Raw genomic sequence first — 18,617 nt, forward strand, 5'->3', positions numbered from 1 at the left:
ACTCTCCCTTGTTTGAAATTTTTTCCACTCTATCAATATTAGTCGAAATTTATATTATTTTCAATATATTTGTGGAATATTGAAAAAATTACAATATTGAGTTCATAAACCATTTTTTACAAGACGGCCGTTAAGGCAGCGGTTAGGCGGTTATCTCTGAAAACCGATTTTGAATGCTGATCAAAAAGATGACCATATTTGGGGCAAACGATCATCTGCGAGTTTACATCCTACGATGTTTCCTTACACACAAAGCAGCATTTTATTATCTGAACCGATAATCGTAAAAGGGAAAGGGTAAACCCATTGCCACGCAAGCCCTTGACGATAATCAGTTCAGCAAAAATATCTGCAAATAGATCTGAAAATGATGATGTGTTCTCAACGTGTCGGATGGGTAATATTATGTTGAGCAAAGTGGTTAACTTTTTGGCGATTGTTCCCATCTTCAGCCCTCATCATCCATTCGACATGTACTGGTACTCCATTGATAAGGAATAGACTGTATCTCCCACAGGCAGTTGTGGCTTGCACTTAACTCAAGATTACCGATTTCATGGTTTCAAATCGTCCCGTCTTTTGTCCCTGATTTTATCAGGGCTTTATCCAGCTTTCAGTCCCTACTTTTGTCGGGAGTTTATCGAAGCTTCCTACATCGAAGGGCACTCAGTTCATACCGAGTGCCCTAGCGCTTTGTACAATTGCATCTTTTTTTCATTCGTAACACTGGTCTCTCGTCAAACCTAAGTCCGGTTACACATTGATGTCTTTAACCCTTGAAGTACTGAGATACTTCTCTTCAATGATCCAAAGTACAATCTCATCAAGTGAAAACTGTAAAGTGCGTTTAAGCCTCGTTTATTATCTCTGTTGGTTGAAACCTTGGGAGCAGTTGATCTACGCCCTTCTCTATAAGTTGCTTCTTATTCTGAACAGCAACATCGAGAGCTTTATATTCTTTGAGTCCAATCACAAAAGCCTCCCTTATTTCCGTTCACTCTTATTTTTGTTGGGTACCAAAGAAATTTGGTACTTTTTGTTTTTTAATACAGCATTAAAATAAGGTAACAACATAAAATTAGGAGGGGTTCAGTAAGAAACTATAGGATATGGTCAATTATATGTATAGGGGTCTTCGCCAGTTTATTTAGCAAAAAGACAATCTTTTAGTCAGCCATATAATTGTTGCCTACAAATCCAATACATAGTAATGTTTTCCTATCCAGGAGGTGTTTTGTGTTGCAATCTTTTGTTGAATCAATGTTGGAGCTTCTATTCGCTCAGCCAGAAGATTCTCGTTTTACAATTTGGCAATATATTTATTATAAATACGTGTTCGTTTTTATTATTACGTTAGTAATTATTCCAATTTTGATTGCTATATTAAAAAGATCCTATAAACCGCTTTTTTTCATACTGATCAATTTTGCTTGTTTCTTTATTCCATATTATATTTCAACTTGGAATGCCACTTCAGGAATAGCCTATCGTATCGTTCTTTACTTTTTTATAATTAGCTCGATAAATTTAGTTATCTTTATTTTCACATTTCTAGAATACGCAAGAAAATCACGAAAATTTAAACAATGATCACTTTATTAAGTTCATTATTCTTTGCTACTATATTACAAACGCTGCTAAATTAAGTGGCGTTTGTAATCTATATTTTGCAGGAATTTTCAGATACTTTTTATTTCCTTCTTTGTGCTTCACTATACTTCCTCTTACCAACCAGCTCCCTGTTTCATCCGTAGAAAACCACAGAAACGTAAAGCGTAACATTTTTACAAACACCGATTGGGAAATGGAGCCAAAAAAATAAAAAAAATGTCCATTCTAAGCAGGACAATTCTTAGTGTACAAATATCATTCTACACAATGTACATATTAGTAATTATGTACATAGATATGATTGTTATAATTTTTTGGAAAATCTAGTTAAAATATCGAAGCCTATATTATGTACATTAATTTTTGGTAGTCTTAGGTTCAAAAAAACCGAACCCCTTCTGAAGGATTCGGCTATTTTGTCACTTTTTCCAGCAAACTGCCCATATACACGACGACCGGGATGCTCAGCATCGCCAGCAAAAAAAAGCTCGTCATGACGCCCATCTTCTCATCTACCGCATAGCGCCCGAACAGAATCGAGGCGAGGGTCAGCGCGGCATCACTGCTCTACTTCCTGCCAGCTCAGCTCCACGGGCTCGCCTTTTTCACAGGTGCGCAGCAAATCACCGCAAATCGGGATGACCTTCTCGACAGGGACGCACCAGCTCGCCGGAAAAGCAATTTCTTCTCCCTCGATGACCAAGGTTGCCATCACAGCAGACTGCTTGTCCGATGCGAGCACATAATGCCGTTCGGAAGGCTCATGCTCCTTCCATTGCACCAGGACCTTTCCCTTGTTTCCGCCTGCCACCACTAGATCGACGTGGTCTCCGTAAGCGGCGTGGACGAGCGTATGGGTCTTTCCGTTCAGCTGTGCAATCCCCTTCAAAACCTCATGCCAGGCTACGTGCTTTTGTTCTTCTCCTGTGCCGTCCATATAGACACGCCAATCGTTCAACATATCGTTAACTCCTTTATCGGCTGTAATACCTATGCGTATTCGTTCCTATTGTACGCTTCTTTGGCAGGCTGCTCAACTGTCAAACACGTTTCTCCCAGCGCTTGGACATACCCGGAAGCGTTAACGCGTACACTAAAGGAAGCAAACGGGAATCCGCATAACCAAGTAAGTGAATAGGAATTAGCGTTTTTATCATTGACAAACACCCAGTGAAACCATACCATATATTCATTAAATCAGATCAATTTAAAGGGGTTTTCCATCGTGAAGAAAATTCTTTCCTCCCTCTTATTTGCAAGTCTACTCGTCGGTCTGACCGGATGCGGCACTTCTGGTCCCGCTGCTCCTTCCGAACAAAACAATGCGGCTCCAGCACCCGCGGCGAACAAATCCTTGCTGGAAAAAGTCAAGGCAGACGGCAAGCTGCTGATCGGTACGGAAGGCACCTATGCTCCCTTCACCTTCCATGACCAGTCCGGAGCATTGACTGGCTACGATATTGACGTAGTGACTGAAGTGGCCAAACGGATCGGCGTTGAGCCCGTATTTCAGGAAACCCAATGGGATGCGATGTTTGCCGGACTGGACTCCGAGCGCTTTGACGTGGTAGCCAACCAGGTCGGCATTCGTCCCGATCGCCAGGAAAAATATGATTTCTCCAACCCTTACACGGTATCGACTGCCGTTCTCGTCACACATAAAGACAATACCAATGTGAATGGCTTCGCAGATATTAAAGGACTGAAAGCCGCTCAAACGCTGACGAGCAATCTGACTGATATCGCCAGGGAAAACGGTGCGGAAATCGTCGGTGTCGAAGGCTTCAACCAAGCGATTGATCTGCTGGTCTCCAAGCGTGTGGACGTAACCATCAATGACGGTATCTCTCTGCTCGATTTCATGAAACAAAAACCTGAAGTGCCGATCAAAATCGTCGCCAAGCATCCGGATGTCGCGAAGAACGGTTTCCTTTTCCGCAAAGGAAGCACTGATCTGGTCGATGCCTTCAACAAGGCATTGGATGAAATGAGCCAGGACGGCACGCTGAAAAAAATCTCCGAGAAGTGGTTTAACGAAGATGTTTCCAAATAACCTGTTTGAGAATCCAGAAAGGCTGAACCGTCTCATCGACATCGCGCAAAGCTCCTTTCTCCCTTTGGTGAAGGGAGCCTTGCTCTATTCTATTACGATTGCTCTCGTGTCTTTTGCCGTCGGTCTGATCATTGCGGTACTTACCGCCCTAGCCCGTATTTCGGGCATTCGTCCACTCGTCCTTATCGCCCGCATCTACGTCTCGATCATTCGCGGGACTCCGCTATTGGTTCAATTGTTTATCATCTTTTACGGCTTGCCCAGTCTCGGGCTGCGGATCGATCCCATCCCATCCGCTATCATCGGGTTTTCGCTGAGTGTGGGCGCTTATTCTTCGGAGGTCATACGGGCTGCGATCCTGTCTATTCCCAAAGGACAATGGGAGGCTGCCTACTCCATCGGGATGAGCTACACGCAGGCTCTCAGACGGGTTATCCTTCCGCAAGCTACGCGAGTGAGCATTCCTCCCTTGTCCAACTCCTTTATCAGTCTGGTCAAGGACACATCGTTGGCTGCTGCCATCACTGTACCGGAGATGTTTCGCAAGGCCCAAGAAATCGTCGCTTCTACCTATGAGCCCATGCTGCTCTATATCGAAGCTGCCCTGATCTACTGGCTAATCTGTTTCCTGCTCTCCATCCTGCAGGATCGCATCGAAATCAGACTGGACCGCTATGTCTAAGAAGCAGGTGAATACCAACGATGATTCAGGTTCGTGATTTGCATAAGCAGTTTCATTCCCTCCAGGTATTAAAAGGAATCTCCCTCACCGTGGAAAAAGGAAAGGTCGTAGTCGTGATCGGCCCTTCTGGTTCCGGCAAAACCACCTTGCTGCGCTGTCTGAACGCCTTGGAGGTGCCGACGAGCGGGACCGTTCAGATCGGAGACGTCAAGCTGGACTTCTCGCAAAAACCGGATCGTTCCCGCATCCCGCTTCTGCGCAGGCAGACCGGAATGGTGTTTCAAAGCTACAACCTGTTTCCTCACATGACGGCTCTGCAAAACGTGATGGAGGGACCTGTCACGGTAAAAAAGGAAGATCCCCGCAAAGTCCAACTAAAGGCTTCTGCCATTTTGGCAAAGGTAGGACTCGCAGACAAGGTGGATCATTACCCTGCCCAGTTGTCTGGCGGGCAGCAGCAGCGGGTAGGGATTGCTCGGGCATTGGCCATGGACCCCCAGGTGATGCTCTTTGACGAGCCTACCTCCGCTCTCGATCCCGAATTGGTCGGCGAGGTGTTGAAAGTGATGAAGGAATTGGCGCAGGAAGGCATGACCATGATCGTCGTCACGCATGAGATGAGCTTCGCCCGCGATGTGGCAGATGAAGTGATCTTCATGGACCAGGGCGTCATCGTCGAGCAGGGTCCTCCCGAGCAGATTTTCCGCCAGTCTCGCGAGGAGCGTACGCGCCAGTTCCTCCAGCATTTGCAGGTGCGAGACTGACAGACTCCCCTGTCCTCGCATTCGAAAACAAAAAGACTCTGTGTTCCGAGCCAGGACACAGAGTCTTTCCTTTTTATTAATCTGACAAAAACGCTTAGTCATCGAACAGAGCAAAAATCAGCAGGATAATCAAAATGATCCACCAAAAGTTTCCGCCGCCAAACCCACGGTTTCCCATCGCGCTCTCCCCCTTCCTGTCCGGATTGAAAGAGGCTGCCATTGTTGAGTACAGCGTCTCATTTTTCAATTTATGACAGGTTGGCCCCAACCGCATGGATGCCTGTCTAGGGAAAAGGGAAAACGGGTGAATGACGGAAGGCAAACATTTACAATCTCTTCAAATCAACTCTACGTTTCCTTCATATCCATAAGCTAGAATAGAATCTGTCAGTGAAACGATGGACTTGATGTCCCCGTTTTCGCCGCCCGTACCGCCCCCTTATGTATGACGGGCGGTTTTTTTGATCTTACTCGAATCGCGTGAATTTTTCCTCGGCTGGGGTTCTTGGCGCAGCTTGCGGAGTCTTGTCTGGATCGAAAAAGCCGAGATGCAAAAAGCCGACGATTTTTTCACCCGGCTGCACGCCCAGCACCTTGTGTGCCTTGGGGTCGAGGTTATGCGGGTTGGTTTTCCAAACGACACCGAGACCTTTTTCCCAAGCGAGCAATTGGAAGTTTTGGATCAACGCACTCGTGGCGCTGAAGTCTTCCTCCCACTGCTTTTGCCGCGGATCTTCCTTCATGATTACAATCAAAAAGGCTGCCGGTTCGCTAAACAAAGCCCGCCGCTTTTCTTGTTGATCCGCTGGATAAACCGGCATCATCCGCTCAATAAATTCTTCCTTCTTCTCGGTTGGGATAAACAGAAAACGCCAGGGCTCACGCAGCCCGTGGTTGGGTGCATACACCGCATCGTTCAAAAGCTCGAGAATCAGCTTTTCCGGCACTGCGTCCGGTTTGTATCCGTTTTTAATGGAGCGCCTGCCCCGAATAATAGAAGCAATTGACACATCATTCACCTCTTCGTTGATTGTCCACGAACATGATAATGGTTATCATTTTCATATATTAGCGTGAAATCACTGGCAAATCAAGTGAAAAAACCCCGGGAATATTCTCCCGAGGGTAATCGGTAAAAGGGATTTTCGCAATCAAGAAGAAATCTCTGTCTCTTAGATGAGATAAACTAAAGAAAAACCTGAGGTATGACAATACCAATTGTTCATAGGAGGATTGGATCATGACGAATGCGTCTGACAAGAAGAGAGCGGATACTGCCTCAAAAGTGATTACGGCATCTCCGCAAACCATCTATCAGTCGTTCATGGACCCAAAGGCGCTCATTTCGTGGCTACCGCCGGAGGGGATGAAAGGCCGTATCGACATGTTCGACCCCCGTGAAGGCGGAGCCTATCAAATATCGCTCGTTTACATCACCCCCGATCGTTCCCAGCCTGGCAAAACTTCAGAGGACACCGACGTCGTACGAGGGACATTTCTCAAGCTGGAAGAAGGCAAGCGAATCGTGCAGCTGATTACATTCGAATCCGATGATCCGGCGTTTGCGGGCGAAATGACCATGACCTGGAATCTCGACGCTGTCCCGGAAGGCACCAACGTTACGATTGTTTGCGAAAACGTACCTGAGGGAATCCGGCAGGAAGACCACGATAAGGGTCTGCGGTCCACACTGGAGAATCTCGCTACCTATTTACAAAACCCAAAGGTCAATCCATCATTCTGACGAGCATGCGCGAGACCAGGAGCAGAAGCAAGCCCATGAAGATGGAGACCGCTCCGATCAGACTGAAAACTTCAAAATAGCCCAGTGACTGGGTAAAGGCTGCCAGCTTGCCCCCGAGGATATTGGCGACACCGGAGCTGGCCAGCCACACGCCCATCAAAAGCGATGCCAGCTTGATCGGAGCCAGCTTGCTCACCATCGACAGTCCCACCGGAGAGAGAAAAAGCTCCCCCAGCGTATGCATGAAATACGTCAATACAATAAACAGCAGATTCGCTTTGGTGACGATATGTTTTTCGTCACTGCCTGTCTGCATCACCGCCAGAATCAGGATCATGTAACCGATCCCGAGCATCACCATTCCCAGCCCCATTTTCGTCGGGGCGCTTAGATCCCCTCTTTTGGAGGAACTCAGCTTGACCCAGAACGCTGATAAAATCGGGGCAAAAATCACGATAAACAGCGGATTGAGCGACTGGAACCAGGAGGTAGGCACCTCCCAGCCAAACAGATGCTTGTCCACAAATATATCCGTATACAGTGTCAAAGAGCTTCCCGCCTGCTCAAAACCAGCCCAGAAAAAGACGACAAAGCAGGTGATGATAATGATGACTGCAGTTCGCTGCTTATCCTTTTTCGACAGCGGTGCTCGGGCTGCTGCAGCTGCCACCGGGTCCTCCGACTTCCCGACCGGCTTTTTGCCGATGTCGCCCAGATAGCGGTCTCCCAGGGCATTGAAAAGAATCTGCCCAATGACCATGCCGATCGCGGCCGCAAGAAATCCGTAGCGATATCCGTATTGAACAACGCCATTTGCAGTTGTCTTGAACAGATCCTCCGCCAGGTAGCCGCAGACGAGCGGGGCAAAGAATCCTCCTACGTTAATGCCCATGTAAAAAATGGTGAACGCGGCATCCTTGCGCTTGTCCTGGTCCGTGTACAGCTCGCCCACCAAGGTCGAGATATTCGGTTTGAAAAAGCCGTTGCCGATGATGAGAAATGCCAATCCTGTATAAAGGCCGAATTTGTTGTGCTGGGCAAACAGCATGAAATTGCCCAATGCCATCGCAATCCCGCCAATTGTAATCGCCAATCTTCGCCCGAGGAAGCGGTCGGACAGATAGCCTCCTGCAAGCGGAGTGAAGTAGACCGCGCCAGTAAAAAAGCCGTACAAACTCATCGCCGTTGTTTTCTGAAATCCAAGACCGCCGCTGACGAGGGCCGTCGTCAAATACAAGGTTAAGAGCGCTCGCATCCCGTAGTAGCTGAAGCGCTCCCACATCTCGGTCAGAAATAACAGGTATAATCCTGGAGGGTGTTTTTGTCTCCCCTGCTGTCCTTGTACGGATGTATCCATCCACTTTCCTCCTCTCTTCGCTTGTTTTAGGATTTGTCGGGAGGGCTTTTTTATTCCACTTACATCCCTGTTGAAAAGCTGCCGAATTGTTTTGCTGCTTGCTACTGTTTCCTTTTCTTGTTATGCTAACTGACGAACGTTCGTTAAGTTGGAGGTGAGGTCATTGAAAAGCAATGAAATTAAGGAAGCAGCGCTCAAATATTTCACGATCCACGGCTATGAGGGAGCATCGCTTTCCCAAATAGCGGAAGAAGTCGGCTTGAAGAAGCAATCCATATACGCCCATTTCAAGGGGAAGGATGATCTCTTTCTGCAGGTTTTACGGGACGCGAAAGAGGCTGAGCTGTCTTCCAAGCTCCACTATTTCAGCAAGGTCGATTCACAAAATCCCGAAAAAGATTTATACGGATTCCTGCAATTGGTGATCGATTTATTCCAAAAAAATGAGCTGCTAAGGTTCTGGCTGCGCATGACTTTTTTCCCGCCGGCTCATCTTCGGAATGAAATCGGCGAAGAAGTAGCCGATATCGAAGCGAAGGTGCAGTCGGTCCTGGAGGGGAAATTTCAGGATTGGATTGATGCAAAAGTCATCGTTCATGATATAGCGAAAACGCCGACCCTGGCCTTCGTGGGGGTAGTCGACTCCATTCTGATCGAGCTTGTATACGTCAATGATGAAAAGCGGCTGAAGGATAAATTAGAAGCTTGCTGGTCCGTATTTTGGAGAGGAATTTCACATTCATGATTTTTCAGAAAGGGGGGGTTGATACCATGGGGAAAACCATCAAACAACAAAAATGGGTATTAACAATCCTTCTAAGCAATATATTCATTGCATTTCTGGGAATTGGCCTCGTCATCCCGGTGATGCCATCCTTTATGAACATCATGCATTTATCAGGAAAAACAATGGGCTATCTTGTCGCCGTATTTGCGGTGGCACAACTGCTCATGTCACCAATCGCCGGCCGCTGGGTTGCAGAAATATCGGCCCATACAACGCAGACTAATTTTGTGAGTGACCTAAAAAAATCCGTAAATCCGCTGTACTTTACGGCGTTTATTATTGTATTTGTACTCGCGTTTGGTTTGTCGGCTTATGAAACCGTCTTTAGCCTTTTCTCCGACCATAAATTCGGCTTCACTCCGAAGGATATTGCCGGCATTATTACCATTAGCTCGATTTTCGGCGTGGTCGTGCAGGTATTTCTATTTGGAAAAATGGTTGATCTGCTCGGCGAAAAGAAGCTGATCCAAATCTGCTTGTTCTCGGGTGCCATATTAGCGGTAGCCTCCACCATGATTGCCAGCTATTTTGCCGTGTTGGCCGTAACGTGCTTGATCTTCCTTGCCTTTGACTTGCTCCGTCCAGCATTGACGACATTTCTGTCGAGAGCAGCCGGAAAAGAGCAGGGATTCGTGGCTGGCATGAACTCCACCTATACCAGCTTGGGAAATATCGTCGGACCAGCAATGGGTGGAATTCTGTTTGACGTCAATATCAACTATCCTTATCTGTTCGCCGCTGTGATTATGGTCATTGGCCTTGGCATTACGTTCGTATGGAAGGAAAAAACGTTGGCAGAAGGCGTAACGGAATAAAAGATCGCATAGCAAAAGAAAAAGACGTGCTGGCTGGCACGTCTTTTTGCATGTCTATCGGAATGTTTGCTCCCCAAGCACTATTTTATCCATGGCTCTCGGAGAGGTTCAAATAATGCTGCAATTCCTCGTAAAAGGCTGGATTGCACGCCATGACACTGCTTTTTTGATCAAAGGGCAAAGGTGTTCCCGCCATGGACGTGACGCGGCCTCCTGCTTCCTCGACGATGATCCGGCCAGCGCCGAAATCCCATGCATTCAGTGAAAGGCTGACGTAACCGTCCAATCTGCCTGCGGCTACATACGCCATCTCCAAAGCGGCGCTGCCCAACAGGCGCATACCGCGTACCTTTCCTGCCAGCTTTTTGACGATTTGATCGATCCCCATCTGCTCTGCTCGTTTGTTCCAAAATACGCTGGTACACAGCAAAGCTTCTTCCAGACGAACATGCCGTTCGAGACGCAGTGGACGATCATTCAGAAAAGCCCCTTCTCCTTTGACCGCGTAAAAAAGCTCGTCGCGCGAAGGATCGTATACAGCTCCGACCAATCCCTCTCCCTTGTGGTACACCGCGATCGAGACGGAAAAATTAATCTGCTGATGGACGAAATTGGTCGTGCCATCGATGGGATCAATCACCCAGAGCGTCTCGTATTGACTCGGGTCACCGGCAAAGGTTCGCTCCTCGCCCAATATCCCGTGATCAGGGTACTGCGCCAGGATCAAATCGATGACGTGCTTTTCCACTTCTTTATCGACGGCCGTAACCAGATCGGAGGCAGATGTCTTGTATTCTACGGTAAACGGCTCACTCATCCGAGCCAGGCTCAGCTTTCCCGCAGAGCGGGCACAATGCAGAGCGTGCTCCTTCAGCGCCGCCAGTGATGATGTTTGCACTCGTATCGCCACCCAAACATGACTTTGCTATTAGTGTACCATACTTTACCTCCTGTTACACCCCGCTGGTCGGCCAAGTGCAAAAGGAGAGGAGGCCCGTTCTCGTGCGGACCTCCCTGAAAGTGACCTCATTAACAGCAGCGCGTGATGCCGCCTTTTTCATAACGTTCGCGCAGGGCGTACATATAGTATTCTCGCTCGGTCATCGGAAAAATTCCCGGAGACGCATGCGTAACATACCAGTGCTGCAGATAACGATCGTAGTCCGGCATCCCGAAAATCGTCTTGATCGCAGAGCTTACGCGGCGCAGGGACTTTCGGATCGTTCTCCACTTTTTCCTCATGCGACGTGACCTGTACCGTCCAAGATGTCCCCTTTGGATTTGACGTAGGGAGACTCATGCAGCTCGTACTGTTTGCCGCGAAGAATATTGATCCAAAGCCGGATGCCGTCCAGAATGATGCCGATGGTAATCACCATGAAGATCGCGCAAACCACAGCGTCGATCTGGTCGTTGAGAATCATCTTTTGCGCAGCCTCTACCGTTTTTGCCCCGGCAGGCAATGTACCTGCATCTAGTGCTTTTTGGAATACCTCCGCATGCGCCAGGAAGCCGATTTTCGGATCTGCGTGGAACAGCTTTTGCCAGCCTGCTGTCAATGTCGCCGAGGTCAGCCAGGCCATAGGCACCAGCGTCACCCAGGAGTAGCGCGCCTTGCCCATTTTGAAGATGATCGTGGTACCTACGGTAAAGGCGATCGCTGCCAGCATCTGGTTGGCGATTCCGAAGAGCGGCCACAGTGTGTAGATGCCGCCGAGCGGGTCCATGACACCCTGCAGGAGGAAATAGCCCCATCCGATCGAGATGATGGCAGACCCGATCAGGTTGCCGGGCAGCCAGTTTACCTCTTTCATTTTCGGAATGACGTTCCCCAGCATATCCTGCACCATGAAGCGTCCGACGCGGGTTCCCGCATCGATGGTCGTCAGGATGAAGACGGCTTCAAAAAGGATCGCAAAATGGTACCAGAAGGCCATCAAGGCTTTTCCGCCGAGAATGCCGGAGAAAATGGTGGCCATCCCGATCGCAAGCGACGGAGCGCCCCCGGTACGGGACAAGATGGTTTTTTCCTGAATATCATCAGCCAACGTAGTAATCATATCCGGGGTAATCGTATACCCCCAGCCGGATATCGTCTGCGCTGCCGCGACAGCATCAGCCCCAATCACAGCACCCGGCGAGTTGATGGCGAAGTAGATTCCTGGCGTCAAGACGCACGCCGCGATCATCGCCATGACCGCCACGCCGGATTCCATCAGCATGCCGCCATAGCCGATCAGCGGAGCATGCGATTCTTTGGCAATCATCTTCGGCGTCGTACCCGAGGAGACGAGGGCGTGGAAGCCCGATACTGCCCCGCAGGCTATGGTGATAAAGAGGAACGGGAAGAGATTGCCCGCAAAAACCGGACCTGTGCCATCGATAAATTTAGTCAAGGCAGGCATCTGCATCGGGGGCAAGGTCAGGATAATCCCCACAGCCAGCACCGCAATCGTCCCCACTTTCAAAAAGGAGCTGAGGTAATCGCGCGGAGCCAGCAAGAGCCAGACCGGCAGTACCGATGCGACAAAACCGTAGACGATAATCATCCAGGCCAATTGCACCTTGGTAAAGGTAAAGGCAGGTCCCCACACTGGCGAGTCTGCCACTGCCTGCCCCCACCAGAGGGAGAGGAACAAGAGCGCCAGTCCGATGAGCGAGCCCTCCACGACTCGTCCCGGCCGGATGTAGCGCATGTACAACCCCATCAGGATCGCGATCGGCAAGGTCATAAAGATCGTAAACGTAGCCCAAGGCGACTCTGCAAGAGCGTTGACCACAACCATCGCCAAGACGGCAATCAGAATGATCATAATCGCAATAATGCCGATCAACGCTAAAGCACCGCCAAAAGGACCGATCTCTTCCTTGGCGATCTGACCCAATGTTTTACCATTGCGGCGCATCGAGCCAAACAAAATGATGAAGTCCTGCACAGCTCCGCCGATGACGACCCCGACGATAATCCAGATCGTCCCCGGCAAATACCCCATCTGAGCGGCCAAAGTGGGTCCTACAAGCGGCCCCGCACCGGCAATCGCGGCGAAATGGTGCCCGAACAGGACCCATTTGTTCGTCGGCACGAAATCCTTTCCGTCGTTGTTCACCTCTGCAGGCGTGGCCCGATTGTCATCCAGGCCCATGATTTTCTTCGCAATAAAACGGCTGTAAAAACGATAAGCAACAGCATAAGTACAGATTGCTGCAGTCAACATCCAGAACGAGTTGACAGACTCCCCGCGCGACAATGCCAGCACACCGAAACCGATGGCACCCAGCGCGGCAATCCCACCCCAGATCAGGATGGAGAGAAGCCATTTTTTCATCTGTTCTCCTCCTCGTTTCAATATTCAGGCAACGAACCTGAATAGAAGGTACCACAGGGAGGAAACGAGCCATATAGAAAATGGCTGAACGGTAGAAAAGGGGACACGAATCGTAGAAGATCGGACATGGATGAAAGCGAATACAAAAAAGTCAGCCTTATACGTACGCCATGATGATGTAGACAACAAGGCTTGGCAGTGCGAGCAGAATGAGGTTCCTCGTCCAGCGGAATCTGCTTTTGCTCTCTCTTCGCGCGTTGTTCTGGTCATGAAAGTAAGCAATAGAGGTATCAGGCCCCAAAGAAGTGATGCTGAGCATCCCCGCGAAAAGAACGCATGCCCCAACTAGATAAAAGGACAACGTATCAGCCAAACCCATATCCCCCACAAAAAAGCTGACGAGCCAAATCACTGCTTGCAGCAGACAGCCGATGATCAAGGATTTTAGCATGTTCTCTACTCCTTTTTATGAAATCGGCCCCTAAAAGCCCAACCTGCGCTTCAGCTCCTTCACTACGTTGCGGCTTACCGGCACCTCCGTTTTCCGCTGATCCTGCATGACGAGATGAATCGCCCCTTTGAACCAGGGGACAAGCTCTGCAGTCTTGTTCAGATTGACGATATAGGCCCGGTGCGTGCGAAAAAACTGGTGCGGGGACAAGCGATTCTCCAATTCCTGAAGCGTAAAGGAGCTGGCGTATTGCTCAAATCTGGTGTAAATGCTGGCATATCTCCCCTCCAAGGTCGCATACACGATTTCATTGGGATCGATCAGCATGATTTTTCCGTTTTTTTCCACCGGAACACGTCGTGGCGATTGTTCCGTCAGCACGTTTTGCAGCAGGCTGTGCAAGCGCTCCTCCAGATTTTCGGCAGGAGACGGCTCCGCCTTCAAGAGCGGTCTCGCACTTTCTTTGCGTAGCATCCATTTTCGCACGCGATTCATGGTCTTTTCCAGGCGGCTTTCGCTAAACGGCTTGACGATGTAATCGACGGCCTCCGTCTCAAAAGCGCGTACAGCATGAATCTCGTAGGCGCTGGCGAAAATGATGACTGGCGGATTGACCATGGATTCCAGCAGCTCCTGTCCCAGGTCGACACCGTCCCGATCCTGCAGATGAATATCCAAAAACACGGCGTCCGGCTCCAGTCCAAGAACCTGCTCGACCGCCTCTTCCCCGCTGCCCGCCTCTCCGATGACCTGTACGTCGGCAAATTGCTCCAGCAAATAGCGAAGCTCTGCTCTCGCAGGCGCTTCGTCATCCACGATGAATACTTGCGGCACGCAGATTCACTCCTATCGGAAGTTGTATGGTGCAGGTCGTTCCCCCACCCGGTGTGCTTGAAATGACAATTCCATACGGTGGCCCATAGATGGACTGTATCCGTCCCTTTACATTGGCAAGGCCGATCCCGGACAAGCGTCTCTTTCCGTCCTTTTGCGGCTGCGGCGTCGGGACCTCGTCCACATCCATCCCTACTCCGTTGTCCGAAACGGTCAACTCCAGCACCTGCTTATCCAGGCGTCGCGCTGATATGGTTACAACCCCGCCTTCTTTTTTGGGCAGCAGCCCGTGTTTGACCGCATTTTCTACCAGGGGCTGCAGGATCAGTCCAGGCACCACAAACCGTTCCACCCCTTGCTCGATGTGGTAATCTACCTTCAGCTTCTCGCCAAAGCGCGCGCGCTCGATCGCCAGATACGCCTCGATGTGCTCCAGCTCCTCGGCTAAAGTGACGAACCCTCCTGAATCGTGCAGATTCCGGCGAAAATACTCGCTGAGATGGATCAGCAGTTCGCGCGCCTGTTCGGGACGAAAACGGATGAACGAAACAATCGTATTGAGAGCGTTGAATAAAAAATGCGGATTGATCTGTGCGTGCAAAGCCTTGATTTCTGCATCAGCCAAAAGTCGTGACTGCCTCTCCAGCTCGGCCAGCTCCAATTGGGTGGAAATCAGATTGCCCAATCCGCGGACCAGCTCGAGGTCGACGGCTGACAACTTGCGGGATCGATCCTGATAGAGCTTGAGCACTCCGACAGTCTCCCGCTTGCGCAGCAGCGGCACCAGGATGGCGGAGCGAAGCGAGCAGTTTTGCTCCTTGCAGCCGATCTCCTCTTTGTTGCGCGCGATCATCACCTGCCTGGTGTCCAGCACCTCCCGCGTCGCTTTTGTCGTGATCCCCTGTCCGACTACATGATGGGAGGCTCCCGCTCCGACATGGGCCAGAACGGTCTTGGTATCCGTGATGGCGACGGCAGCTACCCGTGTCGTCCGCAAAATTTCCTCTGCTACCTTCTGTGCAGATTCGTAGGTCAATCCTTGTCGCAGGTAGGAGAGCGTCTTGTCCGCCACCTGCATGGTCCTCTGGGCTTGCAAGGCACCGACGCGATCCTCTTCTTTTTTTGCCAGGTCAATGATGATGATCAGAATGGCGATGCCGATTGAATTGACCACTGACATCGGAATACTGATAGACTTGACCAATGCCCAAGCCTCTGCGTACGGCCGCGCCAGCAGCAGGATGATGCCCATCTGCATCCACTCCGCGATAAAGCCCACGACCAAGGCAGTCGTCCAGCCGATCTCCTGGTTGCGGCTTCTGCGATACTGGTACACCAATCCCGCGATTACCCCTTCGCTGATCGTCGAAACCGCACAAGCCAGATCCGTAAAACCGCCCAAGGTATAGCGATGAATCCCAGCTATCAGCCCGGTCAAGAGCCCGACCCAAGGCCCCGCCAACAGTCCCGCTACAACCGTGCCGATGACGCGGGAGTTGGCGATGGCATCCTGATACCAGATGCCGTTGTAGGTGCCCATGATCGAGATGGCGGAAAAGATTAAAACCATAATGGCATTTTCTTTGCGAGTCGCCCTCTGATTCAAAATACTCCGAAAAGCGCGAACACGCGTAAATAACAATGCGGCCACAATCAATACGGCAGTCCGTTCTGCCAAGGGAACCATCAAGTCAAAATTCATCGGCTTCCTCCCACTTTTTCCGCAAACTGCCATCACTTACCATTATCATAAGGGAGTACGGAATTGGTCAAGCAGGCAAAGAAAAAAAGCGATAGGCGAAACCACCGCTTTTCTTTGCTGTTGGCCTGTTTTACAAGACACGCGTCAAAAATTCCCTTGTCCGCTCTTCTTTCGGATGGTTAAAAATCTCATCTGGCGCTGCAAGCTCCAGGATTTTTCCTTTATCCATAAAGGCCACCCAATCCGCTACATCCTTGGCGAAGCCCATCTCATGCGTAACAATAATCATGGTCATCCCTTCGCGGGCAAGCTGTTTCATCGTCTCCAGCACCTCACCAACCAATTCGGGATCAAGTGCTGAAGTCGGCTCGTCAAACAACATAATTTTCGGCTTCATCGCAAGCGAGCGCGCGATCGCCACACGCTGCTTTTGACCTCCGGACAACGCAGAAGGATAGACGTCCGCCTTCTCTTCCAAACCGACTTTTTTCAACAGCTGCATGGCTTCCTTCTTCGCTTCTTCCTTGTCTATTTTGCGGACGATCAGCGGTGCTTCGATGACGTTTTCCAGAACCGTTTTGTGCGGAAACAGGTTGAAGTGTTGAAAGACCATCCCTACCTTTTGGCGCACCTTCGAGAGATCATCCTTCTTCGGATCGATGCTCTTGCCTTCAATGAAGATGTCTCCTCCGTTTTTGATTTCCAGGAAATTGATGCAGCGAATCAACGTGCTTTTTCCCGAGCCACTGGCTCCGATCAGCACGACAACCTCCCCTTTTTTCACCTCGAGATTAATGTCCTTCAACACTTCAACTGCTCCGAAGCTCTTCTTCAGGTTTTGCACGCGGATCATAGCTTGTTTCTCGCTCATGGTATCCCTCCTACGAGTCCCCTTTTGCCAGACGCTTTTCCATTTTATTGACCAAATAGGTGAAGAGCATCACAATCACCAGGTAGTACACGGCGACGATCAAGAAGAATGTCATCTCATCAAATGTCTCTGCGGACAAGCGGCGAGCCATCGAGAACAACTCGTCCATCGCGATGAAAGCAGCGAGAGAAGATTCTTTTAATGAAAGAATGAATTGATTTCCCAATGGCGGTATGGATCGTTTTAAAGCCTGCGGCAGGATGATGCGGCGCATGGTTTGCGCAGGCGACATCCCCAGTGAAAGCCCGGCCTCCATCTGTCCTTTGTCAATCGATTGAATGGCGCCACGGAAAATTTCCGCGATATACGCGCCGCTGTGTACAGCCAGAGCCAGCGCAGCCGACCAGAATTGGCCCAGATCCACAACCTTGTAGAAGCCGAAATAGAGGACGAAAATCTGAACGATCAGCGGCGTACCGCGAATGACAGTGATGTAAACATTCGCGATCATAGGACCGAGCGGAAATTTGGAAACTTTTAACAGCGCGACGAACAGGCCGATTACCGTCCCTACAACTACAGAGGCGAACGTCAATTCAAATGTCAACAGCAACGGCTTCAGAAAAAACGGGAATGTGCGGATAAACTCTTCGATCAAATGTGAGATACTAGGCACCTTTCCACCCCTCGCTTGTCATGGAATGAACCTGCCAAACCCTGCGAAGGCATTTGGCAGGTGTAATGGCTACTGAGGCTGATCAGTCTTTTTTGCTGATATCGCGTTGGAAATACTTTTCGCTCAGCTTCAAATACGTGCCGTCTTCGTGCATTTGTTTAAGTGCTTCGTTGATTTTCTTCAGCAGTTCCTCATTGCCCTTGCGTACCGCGATCCCGTGTTGGACCTCGGTCAGGGCTGCACCGCTCTTTTTGATCTTCAGACCTTGTTGAATGGCAATTTCGCCCACGACGCTGTCTGTAATGACGACATCATGCTTGCCTTGTTCCAATGCGCGCATAGCGGTCACATCGCTGTCATAGGTCTTGATGTTGTCCGTGTACTCGCGAGCCATCTTCTCATGCGTCGTGCCGAGGGCAACAGCCACCTCTTTTCCTTTCAGAGCTTCCAAGGTGCTTACATCACTGTCCGGACGCGTGAAAAGCTGACCACCAGAGAGGTAGTACGGATCGGCAAAATCGACCTGCTGCTTGCGTTCATCCGTGATCGCATGGCTGGCAATCGCAGCATCGTAGCGCCCTTCTTTTACCCCGGCAATGATCCCGGAGAAAGGAGACGTGACGGCTTTTGGTTCCAGGCCCAGTCTCTTGGCGATTTCTTCCCCGATCTCGATGTCAAAACCGGTCAGTTGGCCGTCCTTGAAGTAGCTGAACGGCTGATACTCCCCTGACGCCGCGTACGTGAACACACCCGCTTCCTTGGTCATGGAAGAGCCGCCGGCAGCAGGGGCAGGGGCTTGTCCCCCGTCGCCTCCTGCTGGAGCCGGAGACGACTGACCACATCCGGCGATTAGCAAAGTCATGGTGAGCAGCATAACGGAAATACCATTGATTGTTTTTTTCATCTTTCTTTCCCCCTGTATGGTTTGTTTGAGCTTGAAACGT

At 50.0% G+C, this 18,617-nt stretch carries 18 protein-coding genes; 6 read left to right on the top strand and 12 right to left on the bottom strand.

Annotated elements, in window-relative coordinates; translation table 11 throughout:
- Positions 1-2,170: 2,170 nt before the first annotated feature.
- Positions 2,171-2,572 carry a hypothetical protein gene (locus T458_RS46145; RefSeq protein WP_023557880.1) on the bottom strand — a complete coding sequence of 134 codons (402 nt, stop codon included), beginning with the start codon at positions 2,570-2,572 and terminating at the stop codon, positions 2,171-2,173.
- A 264-nt stretch (positions 2,573-2,836) separates the two neighbouring features.
- On the opposite strand from T458_RS46145, the gene T458_RS46150 reads away from it, so the two are divergent.
- From T458_RS46150 to T458_RS46160, 3 genes are read left to right on the top strand one after another with little or no spacing between them, the layout of a single operon-like run.
- Positions 2,837-3,664 carry an amino acid ABC transporter substrate-binding protein gene (locus tag T458_RS46150; RefSeq protein ID WP_023557881.1) on the top strand — a complete coding sequence of 276 codons (828 nt, stop codon included), beginning with the start codon at positions 2,837-2,839 and terminating at the stop codon, positions 3,662-3,664.
- On the top strand, positions 3,651-4,346 hold the full coding sequence (locus T458_RS46155; RefSeq protein WP_023557882.1) for an amino acid ABC transporter permease: 696 nt from the start codon (positions 3,651-3,653) through the stop codon (positions 4,344-4,346). The genes T458_RS46150 and T458_RS46155 overlap by 14 nt, the downstream gene beginning before the upstream one ends.
- 20 nt (positions 4,347-4,366) lie before the next feature.
- Positions 4,367-5,110, top strand: coding sequence for an amino acid ABC transporter ATP-binding protein (locus tag T458_RS46160; RefSeq protein ID WP_023557883.1), 744 nt, complete (start codon positions 4,367-4,369; stop codon positions 5,108-5,110).
- Between the two features lie 467 nt (positions 5,111-5,577).
- Here T458_RS46160 and T458_RS46165 read toward each other — a convergent pair whose 3' ends face one another.
- Positions 5,578-6,120, bottom strand: a complete 543-nt coding sequence (locus tag T458_RS46165; RefSeq protein WP_023557885.1) for a nitroreductase family protein — start codon at positions 6,118-6,120, stop codon at positions 5,578-5,580.
- Positions 6,121-6,350: 230 nt separating this feature from the next.
- Here T458_RS46165 and T458_RS46170 point away from each other — a divergent pair, with 230 nt between their 5' ends.
- Positions 6,351-6,854, top strand: a complete 504-nt coding sequence (locus T458_RS46170) for an SRPBCC family protein (RefSeq protein ID WP_023557886.1) — start codon at positions 6,351-6,353, stop codon at positions 6,852-6,854.
- Here the strand turns inward: T458_RS46170 and T458_RS46175 are convergent.
- Positions 6,838-8,211 (bottom strand): peptide MFS transporter, encoded by a 1,374-nt coding sequence (locus T458_RS46175; RefSeq protein ID WP_023557887.1) that lies wholly within the window; start codon positions 8,209-8,211, stop codon positions 6,838-6,840. The genes T458_RS46170 and T458_RS46175 overlap by 17 nt on opposite strands.
- A gap of 163 nt (positions 8,212-8,374) precedes the next feature.
- Here T458_RS46175 and T458_RS46180 point away from each other — a divergent pair, with 163 nt between their 5' ends.
- Both T458_RS46180 and T458_RS46185 read left to right on the top strand, forming a co-directional pair.
- Positions 8,375-8,956: a TetR/AcrR family transcriptional regulator gene (locus tag T458_RS46180; protein ID WP_023557888.1), complete on the top strand. Its 582-nt coding sequence runs from the start codon at positions 8,375-8,377 to the stop codon at positions 8,954-8,956.
- Positions 8,957-8,982: 26 nt separating this feature from the next.
- Positions 8,983-9,813, top strand: coding sequence for an MFS transporter (locus T458_RS46185; RefSeq protein ID WP_031306004.1), 831 nt, complete (start codon positions 8,983-8,985; stop codon positions 9,811-9,813).
- Between the two features lie 85 nt (positions 9,814-9,898).
- Here T458_RS46185 and T458_RS46190 read toward each other — a convergent pair whose 3' ends face one another.
- The 9 genes from T458_RS46190 to T458_RS46230 form a co-directional block, all read right to left on the bottom strand.
- On the bottom strand, positions 9,899-10,711 hold the full coding sequence (locus T458_RS46190) for an inositol monophosphatase family protein (protein WP_023557890.1): 813 nt from the start codon (positions 10,709-10,711) through the stop codon (positions 9,899-9,901).
- Between the two features lie 131 nt (positions 10,712-10,842).
- A complete protein-coding gene (locus tag T458_RS46195; protein WP_023557891.1) occupies positions 10,843-11,055 on the bottom strand; it encodes a CstA-like transporter-associated (seleno)protein in 213 nt (70 codons plus the stop codon).
- Positions 11,052-13,139, bottom strand: a complete 2,088-nt coding sequence (locus T458_RS46200; RefSeq protein WP_023557892.1) for a carbon starvation CstA family protein — start codon at positions 13,137-13,139, stop codon at positions 11,052-11,054. Before T458_RS46200 ends, T458_RS46195 begins: the two co-directional genes overlap by 4 nt.
- Positions 13,140-13,296: 157 nt before the next feature.
- On the bottom strand, positions 13,297-13,590 hold the full coding sequence (locus tag T458_RS46205) for a hypothetical protein (RefSeq protein WP_023557893.1): 294 nt from the start codon (positions 13,588-13,590) through the stop codon (positions 13,297-13,299).
- A gap of 30 nt (positions 13,591-13,620) precedes the next feature.
- Positions 13,621-14,424 (bottom strand): LytR/AlgR family response regulator transcription factor, encoded by an 804-nt coding sequence (locus T458_RS46210; protein ID WP_023557894.1) that lies wholly within the window; start codon positions 14,422-14,424, stop codon positions 13,621-13,623.
- Complete coding sequence (locus T458_RS46215; protein WP_023557895.1) at positions 14,399-16,126, bottom strand: sensor histidine kinase; 1,728 nt, start codon at positions 16,124-16,126, stop codon at positions 14,399-14,401. The genes T458_RS46210 and T458_RS46215 overlap by 26 nt, the downstream gene beginning before the upstream one ends.
- Before the next feature lie 130 nt (positions 16,127-16,256).
- The gene (locus T458_RS46220; protein WP_023557896.1) at positions 16,257-16,997 is read right to left on the bottom strand and encodes an amino acid ABC transporter ATP-binding protein; all 741 of its coding nucleotides are present in this window, start codon (positions 16,995-16,997) and stop codon (positions 16,257-16,259) included.
- A gap of 10 nt (positions 16,998-17,007) precedes the next feature.
- Positions 17,008-17,673, bottom strand: a complete 666-nt coding sequence (locus T458_RS46225; protein WP_023557897.1) for an amino acid ABC transporter permease — start codon at positions 17,671-17,673, stop codon at positions 17,008-17,010.
- 82 nt (positions 17,674-17,755) lie between these two features.
- On the bottom strand, positions 17,756-18,577 hold the full coding sequence (locus tag T458_RS46230) for a transporter substrate-binding domain-containing protein (RefSeq protein WP_023557898.1): 822 nt from the start codon (positions 18,575-18,577) through the stop codon (positions 17,756-17,758).
- Positions 18,578-18,617 lie beyond the last annotated feature (40 nt).

It is taken from the genome of Brevibacillus panacihumi W25, from assembly GCF_000503775.1.
Taxonomy (GTDB): domain Bacteria; phylum Bacillota; class Bacilli; order Brevibacillales; family Brevibacillaceae; genus Brevibacillus; species Brevibacillus panacihumi_A.

Bases quoted from the DNA above. Each gene is read 5' to 3' on its own strand.
- T458_RS46145 (WP_023557880.1), bottom strand. From the start codon at position 2,572: ATGTTGAACGATTGGCGTGTCTATATGGACGGCACAGGAGAAGAACAA.
- T458_RS46205 (WP_023557893.1), bottom strand. From the start codon at position 13,590: ATGCTAAAATCCTTGATCATCGGCTGTCTGCTGCAAGCAGTGATTTGG.
- T458_RS46160 (WP_023557883.1), top strand. From the start codon at position 4,367: ATGATTCAGGTTCGTGATTTGCATAAGCAGTTTCATTCCCTCCAGGTA.
- T458_RS46185 (WP_031306004.1), top strand. From the start codon at position 8,983: ATGGGGAAAACCATCAAACAACAAAAATGGGTATTAACAATCCTTCTA.
- T458_RS46215 (WP_023557895.1), bottom strand. From the start codon at position 16,126: ATGAATTTTGACTTGATGGTTCCCTTGGCAGAACGGACTGCCGTATTG.
- T458_RS46220 (WP_023557896.1), bottom strand. From the start codon at position 16,997: ATGAGCGAGAAACAAGCTATGATCCGCGTGCAAAACCTGAAGAAGAGC.
- T458_RS46195 (WP_023557891.1), bottom strand. From the start codon at position 11,055: ATGAGGAAAAAGTGGAGAACGATCCGAAAGTCCCTGCGCCGCGTAAGC.
- T458_RS46230 (WP_023557898.1), bottom strand. From the start codon at position 18,577: ATGAAAAAAACAATCAATGGTATTTCCGTTATGCTGCTCACCATGACT.
- T458_RS46175 (WP_023557887.1), bottom strand. From the start codon at position 8,211: ATGGATACATCCGTACAAGGACAGCAGGGGAGACAAAAACACCCTCCA.
- T458_RS46155 (WP_023557882.1), top strand. From the start codon at position 3,651: ATGTTTCCAAATAACCTGTTTGAGAATCCAGAAAGGCTGAACCGTCTC.
- T458_RS46200 (WP_023557892.1), bottom strand. From the start codon at position 13,139: ATGAAAAAATGGCTTCTCTCCATCCTGATCTGGGGTGGGATTGCCGCG.
- T458_RS46170 (WP_023557886.1), top strand. From the start codon at position 6,351: ATGACGAATGCGTCTGACAAGAAGAGAGCGGATACTGCCTCAAAAGTG.